The sequence below is a fragment of the Chryseobacterium sp. ISL-6 genome (assembly GCF_018613715.1).
Lineage (GTDB): Bacteria > Bacteroidota > Bacteroidia > Flavobacteriales > Weeksellaceae > Chryseobacterium > Chryseobacterium paludis.
The window spans coordinates 193887-208749 of the sequence record NZ_JAGGPT010000007.1 but is presented as its reverse complement, the minus strand read 5'-3'; the positions used below and the strand labels follow the sequence as shown (position 1 = coordinate 208749).

Sequence of the window (14863 nt, the reverse complement as noted above, 5' to 3'; positions counted from 1 at the left end):
TTTTTATTAAAAAAATGAATTAATACATTTGACTTTAATCAAAATAGGAAATATTATATGAAATTTAAACTACACCAACTGCTTTTTTTACTTTTACCCTTTTCACTGAATTTGAGTGCCCAGGAAATAAAGGCTGAGCTCAATAAAGAATTTAAAAGAGCTGAAAAGGTATCTTATATTTTAGACTATCCTCAAAAAGTAAAAGGCAATATTCCTTTGATTGTCTTTCTTCACGGATCCGGAGAAAGGGGGACTGATCTGGAAATGGTAAAAGCCCACAGTCCCTTTACGTATAAAAATCTGATAAAGGAACCTGTGGCTATTTTAGCGCCTCAATGTCCGGCTGACAGTTGGTGGGATACAGTAACTATTTACAACCTGATTAAAGAGATTCAAAGGAAATATAAAATTGATGCTTCCAGAATTTACCTTACAGGTCTTTCATTGGGAGGCTGGGGAACTCTGAAACTGGCTATGGAACATCCTGAAATGTTTGCTGCGGTAGTTCCTGTCTGTGCGCCAACAGACCAAATAATGACAGCAAATATCAATCAGTATAAAGATCTTAATATGAAAATTTTTCATGGTGGAATGGATGATATCGTTTTACCGGAAAATGCTTTTAGGTTTTATCAGAAACTACATCCGGTAAATCCAACTGCTGAATTGATTATTTTCCCTAATGACAATCATAACTCCTGGGATTCTACCTATTCAGATCCTAAGTTATATGAATGGATGTTATCCAAGAAGAGAAATTAAAAGCTTTAGTAAAAGAGTACTCTCATCTTAAAAGCGTAAAGATTGTTAGAAAAATACGTCTCTGCCTTTAACTGTAAAATAATAAAATTAGAACGATAATTTAAGAAGATAGATTGATGAAATCTAGAATTCACGAATACAATAAAAAATGAAGATAAAATGAGTAAAAAGTTAATTGTAATAGCGATTTTAGCACTTTCACCGGTGTTTTCGGCTCAGGAAATGGTAACAAAGCCTGTTCAATCCTATCAAACGGCTCAATATCAGACGAAGAAAAAAGCTTTTGTCGATCAGCTTTTGTCAAAAATGACTTTAGATGAAAAAATAGGACAGCTTAATTTACCAAGCTCAGGAGACTTTACCACGGGGCTGGCGCAAAGTTCTGATATAGGTAAAAAAGTAGAACAAGGTTTAGTCGGCGGACTATTCAATATAAAAGGAGCGGATAAAATTCGGGCAGTTCAGAAAGTGGCTGTAGAAAAAAGCCGTTTGAAAATTCCATTGATCTTCGGGATGGATGTGATCCACGGTTATGAAACTACTTTTCCCATTCCTTTAGGATTGGCTGCTTCATGGGATATGAATTTAGTTCAGCAATCTGCAAGAGTAGCAGCGAGAGAAGCATCTTCTGATGGGATCAACTGGACTTTTTCGCCAATGGTGGATATCTCCAGGGAACCAAGATGGGGAAGAGTTTCTGAAGGTTCAGGAGAAGATCCTTATTTAGGAAGTGAGATCGCAAAAAATATGGTCTATGGATATCAGGGCAAGGATCTTTCTGTTGGAAATACTATTTTAGCTTGTGTAAAACATTTTGCATTATACGGAGCAGGAGAATCAGGGAGAGATTATAACACGGTGGATATGAGCCATGTGAGAATGTTCAATGAATATTTTCCACCTTATAAAGCTGCTGTTGATGCCGGGGTAGCTTCGGTAATGGCTTCTTTCAATGAAGTTGATGGAGTTCCTGCAACCGGAAATAAATGGCTTCAGACCGATGTTTTAAGAAAAACCTGGAACTTCAAAGGTTTTGTAGTAACCGATTATACAGGAATCAATGAAATGGTAGATCACGGAATGGGAGATCTGCAGCAAGTTTCTGCTTTAGCATTAAAAGCTGGAGTGGATATGGATATGGTAGGTGAAGGTTTTTTAACGACTTTAAAAAAATCTTTATCAGAAGGAAAGATTACTCAGGCTGAGATAGATATGGCTGCCAAAAGAATTCTTGAAGCTAAATATGATCTGGGACTGTTTGATGATCCTTATCGTTATGGTGATGCAAAATTAGCAGCAAAAGAGGTTTATAATCTTGAAAACCGCACCATTGCCAGAAATGCAGCAGCTCAGTCGATGGTGTTGATGAAAAACGACAATCAGGTTCTTCCTTTGAAAAAATCAGGAACTGTAGCTGTAATAGGACCATTGGTAAATAACTCATTGAATATGGCAGGAACATGGAGTGTTGCTGCAAAACATGATCAGTCAGTTGCATTAATGAAAGGCCTTCAGGATAATTTTGGAAAAGAAGTGAAATTTATTTCTGCTAAAGGAGCAAATATCGATTATAATGCTAAATTAGAAGATATCTATGCAGCGCATGGAAAGAAAACCGATAGAGATGCGCGTTCAAAAGAAGTTCTTTTAAAGGAAGCGGTAGATGTTGCTAATAAAGCTGATGTTATTGTTTTAGCCATTGGAGAATCTGCTGAAATGAGTGGAGAATCTTCTTCAAGAACTGAAATTACGATCCCTCAATCTCAGGTTGACTTACTAAATGAATTAAAGAAAACTGGAAAGCCAATAGCAATGGTTCTTTTCACGGGACGTCCTTTGGCACTAACGAATGTGAAAGATACTCCCGACGCTATTTTGAATGTTTGGTTTTCAGGTTCAGAAGCAGGAAATGCAATTTCAGATGTTCTGTTCGGAAAAGTAAACCCTTCAGGGAAATTACCAATGACCTTCCCAAGAAGTCTCGGTCAGGTTCCAATTTATTATAACGCTAAAAATACAGGTCGCCCGTTAAGTCAGGATCTTGTAGATAAATGTGAATATCAAAGATTCCGTTCCAATTATATGGACGAGTGTAATACCCCTCTATATCCGTTTGGTTATGGTTTGAGTTATACAAAATTCAATTATTCTGATCTTAGTGTTTCTAATTCCAATCCAAAAGGAAACCAGACTGTTCAGGCTTCTGTTACGGTAACAAACGCTGGAAATTATGATGGAGCAGAAGTTGTACAGTTGTATATCAGGGATATGGTAGGAAGCATTACCAGACCGGTAAAAGAATTGAAAGGATTTCAGAAGGTTTTCCTGAAAAAAGGAGAGTCTAAGAAAGTTACTTTCGATATTACACCTGAAAATCTGAAATTCTACAATGGAGATCTGAAGTATGATTGGGAACCGGGAGAGTTTGATTTGATGATCGGAACCAATTCAGAGGATGTAAAACATTCAAAAATTAATTGGAGTAAATAATATTATTATAAGCCATTCATTTTGAATGGCTTTTTTTGTATCTTACAATTAAATTAACTAATACCATATTTTTGGCACACTTTTTAGCAAATGAAAAACATTAATAATTAAAATATGAAAAAAACAATTTTATTCAGCGCGATGTTCCTAGGTTCTTTAGTTTTTGCACAACAAAAAAAGCCCGTTTTGGGAGGTGACAGAGATGTGCATGGCTGTATCGGTTCTGCAGGTTATACCTATTCACAAATCAAGAATGATTGTGTAAGAGTTTTCGAACAGAAAATCAAATTAAATGAAGTAAGCTCAGATAAAAGTTACTCCACAATGACAGCTGTTATTTTTAGTAAAGATATGAAACGAGCTGAGATTTTCATTCCAAATGGAAATGCGAAAAGTATCATCCTTACAAAAGAAGGAAAAGGTAAAATCTGGAAAAGCGGAAGCTATATTAAAGAAAGTTATGTTTTAGTTCCCTACAAGAAAAAAGGCTATCAAATTAAAAAAGATGATGTCGTAATCTACCAATAGATAAAGAAGCCATTCTTATGAATGGCTTCTTTTTTTATAAAAATATGTAATGATTTGAATTTCTCAATTGTTTTCATAAACAGAGATCTAACTTAATAACCTCCAAATAAAATTTAAATGTTAAAATATCTGCTCTTTCTTTTCTTATGTATATCTGGAATATTTTATAGTCAGCAAACAAAAGAAACCCGTATAAAAGATAAAGAAAGTCTTTATGATATTCAGGATAGCGTGATGATAAAAACACGGGATGGAGCGGAAATTTCCGCAATGATAGTAAAGAAAAAAGAAGTTTCGCAGCCCCTTCCGGTTATTTTTCAATTTACAATATATGTCCGTGATAAAGGAGGAGATCTTCAAAGCTTGAAAGATGCTGCGGATAAAGGCTATATTGGTGTTATTGCTTATACTCGCGGAAAAAGATTCAGTACAAGTGAAATTTATCCATATGAGTTTGATGCCAATGATACATATGATGTAATTGATTGGATAAGTAAACAAAAATGGAATAATGGAAGTATAGGAATGTATGGTGGAAGTTACAATGGTTTTACCCAATGGGCTGCTTGTAAAACACTGCATCCGGCTCTTAAAACTATTGTTCCCTATGTTGCAAACAGACCCGGAATGGGGCTTCCTATGGAAAACAATATTTTCATAAATCCTAACTATGAGTGGGCTTTTTATGTTGGAAATAACAAATATCTGGATAACGAAGTAGGTAATGACAGACAACGTTTTAGAAAAATGATGTTTAAATGGTGGGAAACAGGTGTTGCTTATAATAAAATGGACAGTATTGATGGACAGCCAAACCGATCATTTCAACGATGGATCTCACACCCGGAATTTGATGTCTACTGGCAAAAAATGGCACCCTACAAAGAAGATTTTAAGAAAATTAATATTCCTGTTCTTGCTTTTGACGGCTATTATAATGATTCGCAAAATTCAAGTCTTTATTATCTCAAAGAATTGGATAAATACAATCCAAGAAACTCATCTTATTTAATAATTGGCCCGTACAGTCATTACGGAACGCAAGCTGGCGGCGAAAAAATAGTAAACGGATATAAAGTTGACAGCCTATCTCTGGTCGATATCAAGAAGATTACATATGAATGGTTTGATTTTATTTTGAAAAAAGGGAAAAAACCTCAAATTCTCAAAAATAAGATCAATTATGAAGTTATGGGAGCAAATGAATGGCGAAGTGCACCTTCTTTTGAAAGTATGCATAATGAGATATTGCAATTTTATCTTTCAGGACAAAAACGGAATGATTGTTATTTTCTCGATCCCAAATTGTCTGACAAAAATACATACTTATCTCAGACTGTAAATTATGCAGATCGTGAAAATACTACTAATGATGAATACTATCCAGATCCTATCGAAAAAGATGAAATTAATAAAAGTAATGGATTTGTCTTTATGAGTGATCCCCTAAAAAAGTCAATGATCATCAATGGTTCTTTTTTAGGAGCTTTAAATATTGCTATTAATAAAAAAGATGTGGATTTGGGAATAACGTTATATGAATTAACCCCTGAAGGTAAATATTTTCATCTGTCGTATTATATAGGTAGGGCCAGTTATGCAAAAGATATTACAAAAAGGAATTTAATTAAGCCCGAGGAAAAAACGTCAATACAATTTAGCAATACACATTTTATTAGCAAACAGATTCAAAAAGGCAGCAGAATTGTTGTGACCATCAACGTAAATAAAAATCCATTTTCTCAACTTAATTATGGAACTGGAAAAGAAGTAAGTACTGAAACGATAAAGGATGCTTCAATACCTTTGGTCATTAAATGGTATAATGACAGTTATGTGAAAATTCCGGTTTTAAATGAATAAGTAATTTAACAGATAATTCATTGGGTTTTTCAATTGATAGGAAAAGACTTTCCCTTATTTAATAATAACATATAAACCTTTGACTTTAATCAATGCTTAAAACCATGGTTACAATTTTTCTCTCTCAACGAAAATCCGTATTTTTGTACATCTAAAAAGTAATAAGAAAGAATGAATTCCTACAAAAATCCATTGGAAGAGCGCTACTCCAGCGAAGAAATGTTATTTAATTTCTCACATAATAATAAATTCCGTACTTGGAGACAACTTTGGATCGCTCTTGCTGAAATCGAAAAAGATCTTGGCCTTGAAATTTCTGATGAGCAAATCGCAGAGTTGAAAGCTAATGCTGAAAATATCGATTATGAAAAAGCAGCCGAGTATGAGAAAAAATTCCGTCATGATGTAATGGCTCACGTTCACACATATGGTGATGTGGCACCTTCAGCAAAAGGAATTATACATTTAGGAGCTACTTCAGCTTTTGTAGGTGATAATACAGACTTAATTCAAATCCGTGACGGGCTTTTGATCTTAAAGAAAAAGCTTGTTAACGTAATGAAAAATCTTGCTGATTTTTCAATTCAATATAAAGATCTTCCTACTTTAGGATTCACTCACTTCCAGCCGGCTCAGCTAACAACGGTAGGAAAAAGAGCAACACTTTGGTTACAGAGTTTGGTTCTTGATATAGAAGAACTTGATTTCTTCCTGGAAACATTGCGTTTCAGAGGAGTAAAAGGAACTACAGGAACTGCAGCAAGTTTCCTGGAGCTTTTCAACGGAGATTATTCTAAGGTAAAACATTTAGATAAAGAACTTTCAAAAAGATTCGGTTTCGATAAAGTTTTTGGAGTTTCAGGACAGACTTACGATAGAAAGATTGATGCAAAAGTGGTGGCGTTATTGTCAAACATTGCCCAGTCAGCACATAAATTCAGTAACGATTTACGTTTACTTCAAAACCTTAAGGAAGTTGAAGAGCCATTTGAAAAAAATCAAATCGGTTCATCTGCAATGGCTTACAAACGTAACCCAATGAGAAGTGAAAGAATCGGAGCATTGGCAAAATATGTGATGTCTTTAACGACAAGTTCTGCAATGGTAGCTTCTACACAATGGTTTGAAAGAACCTTGGATGACTCTGCAAACAAAAGATTAACGATTCCTCAGGCTTTCTTAGCCGTTGACGCCATCCTATTGATCTGGAACAACATCATGAATGGAATTGTAGTATATCCAAACAGAATCAACAAGCATATCGAAGAAGAACTACCTTTCATGGCAACTGAATATATCATCATGGAAGAAGTAAAAGCAGGTGGAGACCGTCAGGAGATCCACGAGGTAATTAGAGTTCATTCTATGGAAGCTTCTAAAAAAGTAAAAGAAGAAGGAAAAGAAAATGACCTTATTGAAAGAATCTTAAATGATGATTCTTTAAAACTTGATAAATCGAAATTAAAAGAAGTTTTAGATCCTAAAAATTTCATTGGCTTTGCACCGATTCAAACGGAAGAGTTCATTAATAATGAAGTTCAACCAATTCTCGATCAAAACAAAGACCTGATAGGACTGGAAGCTGATCTAAAAGTATAACACCATATGCAGTCTTTTCGGCTGCATTTTTTATTTCATCCAAAGAATGAGTAAAATGCCTTTTTTACTTTTATTATTACCTATAATTTCCTTTTCGCAAAAAAAGGATGTCTTAACGTATTTTAAATCGAAAGATTCTTTAGTTGGAGTAAAAGATCAGAACGGGAAAATTATAATTCCTGCGCAATTTAAGGTGTTTTCTATTCTTGAAGATGGTGAACAGGTAAAAGAGGAAACCATTTATTTTGATGGTCCTAAAGAAGGTGAAGCTAGAGAGAAGAATGCATGGGGATATGTCTATGATAAAAAAGGAAACTTTCTATACAGACCTTTCTTTTATGATAACGGAGCTGATTATTTCGCTGAAGGTGTAAGAAGGTTTGTAAAAAATGGGAAAGTTGGTTTTGCAGATAGAAATGGTAAAGCCATTATTGAAGCAAAACATGATTTCGTTTCTCCTTTTAATTATGGATATGCTGCATTTTGTGACGGCTGTGACTGGGAGAAAACTGAAGATGAGCATAAAGCAATTGTTGGCGGAACATGGGGAGTGATGAACTTTAAAGGAGAAATTGTTCAATCCAGAACTAAATTATCTGAAAATGATGTGGAAGTGAATGGAGTATTTTATCCCTATCCTTTTGAATACAATGAAAAGGAGAGGAATATTCTTCAATTTTTCAAAAAACAAAATAAGATGCTCTCTAGTATCTATTATGTGAACCTTTATAATAAATTATCCAATGATGAGAAGAAGTTATTCTTTGAGATCACGGAGAGGCCAAAAGAAAATTTTCCGTTCTTTAAAGTTGAAAGTTATGATTACCGAAAAATGGAAACCGATTTCCGGTTTAAATTCATCATTTCAGAAGATGGTAAACAGTTTTATGCACTTGACTATGATGTGGAGAAACTCCCTTTTGATAAATGGTTAAAGAAAGAAATGAAAGAGGCAGAAGAATATCAAAAGGAACATCCGGATAATCCGAATAAATTTATAAATAACAATAACCCATGAAAGGACTTTCGGTTTTTTTATTGATTCTTCTGTCTGTGAAAAGTTTTTCACAAAACCAGAAAGAAGTGTATTCTATTATAGATGCCAATGCAAAAAAGTTAAAGGAAAAATCGGGAGCTTACTCAGTATCTTTTGGAATAGTGAAAGATGGTAAAGTTTATACAAAACATTTTGGAGAAATAGATAAAGGAAAAGGAAACAAAGCAGATGATAATACCTATTTTGAAATAGCTTCTGTTACTAAGCTTTTTACGGGACAGTTGCTGGCACAGGCAGTTTTGGAAAACAAAATTAATCTTGATGATGATATTCGTAAATATCTGAAAGCACCTTACCCGAATTTAGAATATAATGGAAGAGCTATTACAATTAAAGATCTTATTTCCTACAAAACAGCGTTGCCTCGTAATTTGCCTGATGATACTGAACTAAGGAAGAATATGACAAATGAAACTCCTTTTTTATATAATAAACTGGGCGAAAGCTATTCAAAAGATCAGTTTAAGCAGGATCTAGGAAAAGTAAAGCTGGACACTCTTCCTGGAAGTCGTTATAAGTATAGTAATTTGAGTCTCGAACTTACAGGATTGATATTAGAAAACATCTACGGAAAAAACTATGAGACATTGCTTAAAGAAAATATTTTTTCAAAATCAGGAATGGATCACACCAAGCTTGAACTAGGGAAAAATGAGGTTTTAGCGAATGGTTATCATACCAGTGGTCGATTGATGCCGGAATCTAAAAGTCTTTTATGGGGCTCTGGAGGTTCCAAAACCAAATCTACAATGGGAGATATGGTGAAGTTTTTAAAGTATGAACTTGATTCAGGAAACAAAATTGCTCAGGAATCTCAAAGAAATATCAGTGACAGTAAAGAAAACTGGTTTGGATATTTTTGGGATGATTTTGGGGTAACAGATAAAGGGAAAAATGGGCGTAAACATGGTGGTTCTTTTGGATATCAGACTTGGTTTGCTATATACCCTGAACTTAATTTAGGAATCTGTATGACCGTAAATGTCAGTGGTATGGAGACTTTTCCAGATCTTCAGAATGCAGCTTATAGTTTAGTAGAAGATCTAACTATTCCATCGGGTAAAAAAGAAATTTATGGCTATGAAATAAAAGGAGATCATATAGTTTTTACTTATATCCATCCAAAAAATTTAGATATAAAACTGGTTAATACAGTTTCTGTAGTAGGATCTTTCAACGATTGGAAACCTGAAAGTAAAAATTATCAGCTACTGAAAAGAGAAAATAACCGTTTTGAACTAGAAATTCCCAAATCAAATTTTGAAAAAGGGAAACCTTATTCTTTTAAATTTGTAATCAATAATAATGGGTGGCTTGCAACCCCAAAAAACGCTTCCAATACAGATGGATCAAAATACAATAATCTGCTATTGAAGCTGTAAAATATAAAGAATCATGCATTTGGTTCTAAAAGATAAAAAGAAAGTAATAAATCTAATATTTAAAATCTGACATCTAATGTCTAATAACAAAAGAATTTTCGTAGAAAAAAGAGGAATTTTCGATGTTGAAAGTCCAAAAATTTTTGATGAAGTAAAAGCGGTTGTTCCGTCAGTCAAAAACGTAAAAGTATACAATGTATATGATATTTTTAATTTGAATGATGGTGAGTTCGAAAAAGTGGTTAACAGCACTTTCGTAGACCCTGTTACTGATATTTTACACACGGAGAATCCCGCAGAGATGATCTATTTTGCCATGGAGTTTTTACCTGGCCAGTATGATCAACGTGCTGATTCTGCACAACAGTGTATTGCTTTGCTGACTGAAAATGAAAAGTCTAAAGTGAGAAGTGGAAAATTGATCGAATTTGAAGGTATTTCAGAAGCTGATCTTTCAAAAATAAAAGATTTGCTTATCAATAAGGTAGAGTCTCAGGTAAAAGACTTAGCGGTTTTAGACATTCCTGCAGATGAAGTTCCAACGAAAGTTTTAATTCACGAAAATTTCATCAACTTCAATGACGCTGAGTTAGAGGATTTCTATAATCAACACGGATTTGCATTAGGATTGGATGATTTGAAATTTATTCAGGAATATTTTAAAACTGAAGAAAGGGATCCAACGGAAACTGAGCTTAAAGTTTTAGATACCTATTGGAGTGATCATTGTCGTCATACAACATTTGAAACAGAATTGTCAGACATTCAGTTTGAAGGACAATTTAAACATACATTGGAAACTATTTTCAATGACTATATTGAAAAAAGAAAATTCTTGGGTCGTGAATTAAAGCCGATCTCTTTAATGGATCTGGCAACAGTTTGTGGTAGATATTTCCATAAAACAGGTAATCTGGACAACTTAGTTGTTTCTGATGAGATCAATGCTTGTACTATTCAGATTGAAGCCGAATACGATGGTAAAAAAGAACCTTGGTATTTATTATTTAAAAACGAAACTCATAATCACCCGACAGAAATTGAACCTTTTGGTGGGGCTTCGACTTGTTTAGGTGGAGCGATCAGAGATCCGTTATCTGGAAGATCTTTTGTTTTTCAGGCAATGAGATTAACGGGTGCTGCTGATGTTTTAGAATCAGTGGATCAGACTCTACCTGGAAAATTACCTCAGAAAACGATTACAAAACAAGCTGCAAACGGATATTCATCTTATGGAAACCAGATTGGTTTAGCAACTACCATGGTCTCTGAAATTTATGATGAAGGGTATAAAGCAAAGAGAATGGAAGTTGGTTTCGTTACCGGAGCTGTTCCCGTAGATTGGGTAAGACGTGAAAAGCCGGCTGATGGGGATTCTGTGATCATCTTAGGAGGAGCAACAGGAAGAGATGGAGTAGGAGGAGCGAGTGGAAGTTCAAAAGTACAGGATGAAAACAGTATTCATACCATGTCCACTGAAGTTCAAAAAGGAAATGCTGTTGAAGAACGTAAAATTCAGAGATTGTTCAGAAATCCTGAAGTTACCAGATTGATTAAAAAATCAAATGACTTTGGTGCTGGAGGTGTTTCTGTAGCGATTGGAGAAATTGCAGACTCTTTAGAGGTAAACTTAGATGTATTACCATTAAAATATGAAGGACTTAACGGAACAGAGCTTGCTATTTCTGAATCTCAGGAAAGAATGGCGGTGGTTGTTGATCCAAGAGATAAAGAACAATTCATCAAATACTGTGAGGCTGAAAATATCGTAGCTGTAGAAGTAGCGAAAGTTACAGATTCAGGAAGAATGCAGATGTTCTGGAAAGGAGATAAGATCGTTGATCTTTCAAGAGCATTTTTAGATACCAATGGATGTGCTAAAAGTCAGGAGGTAAAAATTACTCATCTTGAAGAGGTAAAGCTTGATGACAAAGCTTTCTCAGAAGAAGCCTTTTTAAAGATCTTAAGTGATAAAAATGTAGCTTCTCAAAAAGGATTGTTAGAGATGTTTGATGGTTCCATTGGTGCAACAACAGTTGCTATGCCGGTTGGAGGTAAATATCAGCAGACCCTGATGGAAGGAAGTGCTCAGACACTGCCTATCCTGGGAGCAAAAAATATAGAAACTGTTTCTTTGGCAAGTTGGGGATTTGATGCTGAAATTTCAAAACAAAATTCATTACTTGGAGCATCGTATGCCGTAGTAGAAAGTGTAGCTAAGATCGTTGCCATGGGTGGTGATTATAAGAATATAAGATTAAGTTTCCAGGAATACTTTGAAAAATTAGGACAGACCCCTGAAAAATGGGGTAAACCTTTGGCATCTCTTTTAGGAGCTTATGATGCTCAAATTAATCTTGGATTAGCTGCAATCGGAGGTAAAGATTCTATGAGTGGAACATATCAGGATCTGAATGTTCCGCCAACACTGATCTCTTTTGCTTGTGCTGATGGACAAAAGAAAAATGTCATTTCTCCGGAATTTAAAGCAGCCGGAAATAAACTGTATTTCTATAACCATATTGCTCAGGAAAATGGCCTTCCGGATTATAACAGTTTAAAAGCAGTTTATGATTTCATTTTTGAAAATATTAAAGCTGGAAAAATTGTTTCCGTAAAGACTGTTAAAGATGGTGGGGTCGCTGTAGCAATAGCAAAAATGAGTTTTGGAAACAGACTTGGGGCTGAGATCAATGTTGAAGATAATACTTTATTAGCTAAAAATATAGGCAGCCTGATCATTGAAGCAAAAGAAGAATTAAGTTCAACGGGTCTTCAGTTGATTGGAGAAGTAAAAGATTCTGGGACTTTGAAAATAAATAATCTTGAATCTAAAATCTCGGAACTCGAATCTGCACATACCAAAACTTTCGAAAATCTTTTTCCAACGGTTGAAAAAGAAAAGATCACGGTTGAACTGGATGAGAAATTAAATTCAACAACTCCAAGAAATATTATCATTAAAAAACATGGAATTGCTCAACCTAGAGTTTTTGCTCCTTTGTTCCCGGGAACGAATTGTGAGTATGAAACACTAAATGCATTCCACAAAGAAGGTGCTGTTGTCAACAGTTTACCATTAATAAATATCAATCACCAATTGCTTGATGAAAGTATCGATGCATGGGTGGAAGAAATTAAACAATCTCAGATCTTAGCATTCTCAGGTGGATTCTCAGCAGGAGATGAACCGGATGGATCTGCTAAATTTATCGTGAATGTTCTGAAGAATGAAAAGATGAAAAATGCTGTTCACGATCTATTAGATAGGGACGGGATGATCGTTGGAATCTGTAATGGTTTCCAGGCATTGATCAAATCAGGACTGTTGCCTTACGGACAAATTAAAGATCTCGATGAAAATTCTCCAACACTCGCCCATAACGCAATAAGAAGACATATTTCTCAAATGGTTACTGTAAAAGTGATAAATGATGAAAGTCCGTGGTTGAAAGGAATGAAAGCTCAGACTTTTACAATTCCGATTTCTCATGGTGAAGGCCGTTTTATGGCTTCTGAAGCAGAGATTGAAAAGCTATATAAGAATGGTCAGATTGCAACTCAATATATAGATTTTGAAGGGAATATTGCCCATGGAATGCCATTCAATCCAAATAATTCGCTATTCGGAATTGAAGGAATTACCAGTCCGTGTGGAAAAATATTTGGTAGAATGGGACACCCTGAGCGTTTTGCAGAAGGGCTAATGAAAAATATTCCAACTGCGAATTACCATAATATCTTTAAAAATGGAGTCGAATACTTCAAATAAAACTCATAAGAAAATGATCGCCATTAATGGCGATCATTTTTCTAATCTATCAGAATTCTATGAAGAAGCTTCCAGGGTTTTAATGAAAAATGTAGATTGGAAAGTGGGCACACTGGATGGTTTTGATGATATCCTTTATGGAGGTTTCGGAATTTTTGAAAACAATGATGAGGTTGAATTAACTTGGATGAAATCTGAAAAGTCAAAAAATGATTTAGGATTAAAAGCTACCCGTGAATTTTATGAAAGAAAAATCAAACAAGGAAAACCTTTTAATGTTGAAATGATTCAACAACAATTACATGAATTGATTTCAGGAAAAGGGCAAACGTTGTTTGATATTCTACTAGAAATTATTGAATCACATAAAAATATTGAACTCATTTTAGATGACGTAAAACAATAATGAAGAAAATGATATATGGACTGTTCTTCGGAGACAGTATCACTTACGGAGAATATGATGGTGTATTTGGAGGCTGGGTGGATATTCTGAAAAGGTATGCATTACAGAAATTTCATGAAGGAAGTAATGAAGTTATTATTTATAATTTAGGAATTGGTGGCGAAACAACGGAAGGATTGATAAAAAGGATTCCACATGAATTAAAAGCCAGGAATTCTTCAGAAGGAAATATTGTCTTTCTGGCTTACGGAGCCAATGATCTGGCCATAAAAGAAGGAAAACAAATGGTACGTCCTGAGCAGTTTAAAGTTAATATTGAAAAGGCTATCCAGCATGCAAAACAATTTACAAATGATATCTATCTGGTAAGTATCTTACCATTTTCTAAAAATGTAGATGGAGTTGTAGTAGCTTCAGGAAAGCTCAGAACCAATGCTGAGGTATTGATATACAATACAATCCTTCAGGATATTGCTATTGAAAACACGTTTATCTATATCGATTTTTATACCGCATTTTTGGAAGATAAAGAGATTTTGCTTTCTCAGGATGGAGTTCATCCCAACGAAAAAGGCTATGGAATAATGGCCGAAATTGCTATACCAATCATCGAAAAATATTTGTAATGCCCTACTTATTCTCTTATGGAACCTTACAGAAAGAACAGGTTCAGATCGAAACATTCGGAAGATTACTGAAAGGTGAAAAAGATATTCTGACAAATTATACGCTTAAAATGCTGGAAATTACTGATCCGGAAGTGTTAAGAAAAAGCAATGAGAAGTACCATCCGATTTTAAAATTTTCAGGGATCCCTGAAGATGAAGTGGAAGGAGTACTTTTCGAAGTGACAGAGGAAGAAATTCTTAAGGCTGATGAATATGAGGTGGATGATTATAAAAGAATAGAAACCACTTTCAAATCAGGAAAGAGGGGATTTATTTACGTGGGAAAATAGTTATTGTTAGAATATATTATAAAAAAGCCTGTTAAATTTAACAGGC

11 protein-coding genes are annotated in these 14863 nt (G+C 34.6%); all 11 read left to right on the top strand.

Annotation, left to right across the window (positions count from 1 at the left end; translation table 11 throughout):
* The first annotated feature begins 57 nt into the window (after positions 1-57).
* The 11 genes from J7E44_RS16655 to J7E44_RS16605 all read left to right on the top strand — a co-directional run bounded on the left by J7E44_RS16655 (position 58) and on the right by J7E44_RS16605 (position 14817).
* Positions 58-762: a carboxylesterase family protein gene (locus J7E44_RS16655; protein ID WP_214831538.1), complete on the top strand. Its 705-nt coding sequence runs from the start codon at positions 58-60 to the stop codon at positions 760-762.
* 159 nt (positions 763-921) lie between these two features.
* Positions 922-3252, top strand: coding sequence for a beta-glucosidase BglX (gene bglX, locus J7E44_RS16650; RefSeq protein WP_214831537.1), 2331 nt, complete (start codon positions 922-924; stop codon positions 3250-3252).
* 114 nt (positions 3253-3366) lie between these two features.
* On the top strand, positions 3367-3780 hold the full coding sequence (locus J7E44_RS16645) for a hypothetical protein (protein ID WP_214831536.1): 414 nt from the start codon (positions 3367-3369) through the stop codon (positions 3778-3780).
* 117 nt (positions 3781-3897) lie between these two features.
* Positions 3898-5643 carry a CocE/NonD family hydrolase gene (locus J7E44_RS16640; RefSeq protein ID WP_214831535.1) on the top strand — a complete coding sequence of 582 codons (1746 nt, stop codon included), beginning with the start codon at positions 3898-3900 and terminating at the stop codon, positions 5641-5643.
* A 171-nt stretch (positions 5644-5814) separates the two neighbouring features.
* Positions 5815-7242 (top strand): adenylosuccinate lyase, encoded by a 1428-nt coding sequence (gene purB / locus J7E44_RS16635; RefSeq protein ID WP_179472973.1) that lies wholly within the window; start codon positions 5815-5817, stop codon positions 7240-7242.
* Between the two features lie 55 nt (positions 7243-7297).
* The gene (locus tag J7E44_RS16630; protein WP_251040611.1) at positions 7298-8260 is read left to right on the top strand and encodes a WG repeat-containing protein; all 963 of its coding nucleotides are present in this window, start codon (positions 7298-7300) and stop codon (positions 8258-8260) included.
* Positions 8257-9681 carry a serine hydrolase gene (locus J7E44_RS16625; RefSeq protein ID WP_214831533.1) on the top strand — a complete coding sequence of 475 codons (1425 nt, stop codon included), beginning with the start codon at positions 8257-8259 and terminating at the stop codon, positions 9679-9681. The genes J7E44_RS16630 and J7E44_RS16625 overlap by 4 nt, the downstream gene beginning before the upstream one ends.
* 76 nt (positions 9682-9757) lie before the next feature.
* Positions 9758-13453 (top strand): phosphoribosylformylglycinamidine synthase, encoded by a 3696-nt coding sequence (locus tag J7E44_RS16620; protein ID WP_214831532.1) that lies wholly within the window; start codon positions 9758-9760, stop codon positions 13451-13453.
* Positions 13431-13859, top strand: a complete 429-nt coding sequence (locus J7E44_RS16615; protein WP_214831531.1) for a barstar family protein — start codon at positions 13431-13433, stop codon at positions 13857-13859. The genes J7E44_RS16620 and J7E44_RS16615 overlap by 23 nt, the downstream gene beginning before the upstream one ends.
* Entirely contained in the window at positions 13859-14485 is a 627-nt protein-coding gene (locus J7E44_RS16610) for an SGNH/GDSL hydrolase family protein (protein WP_214831530.1), read from the top strand. The genes J7E44_RS16615 and J7E44_RS16610 overlap by 1 nt, the downstream gene beginning before the upstream one ends.
* Positions 14485-14817 carry a gamma-glutamylcyclotransferase family protein gene (locus tag J7E44_RS16605; RefSeq protein ID WP_214831529.1) on the top strand — a complete coding sequence of 111 codons (333 nt, stop codon included), beginning with the start codon at positions 14485-14487 and terminating at the stop codon, positions 14815-14817. The genes J7E44_RS16610 and J7E44_RS16605 overlap by 1 nt, the downstream gene beginning before the upstream one ends.
* Positions 14818-14863 lie beyond the last annotated feature (46 nt).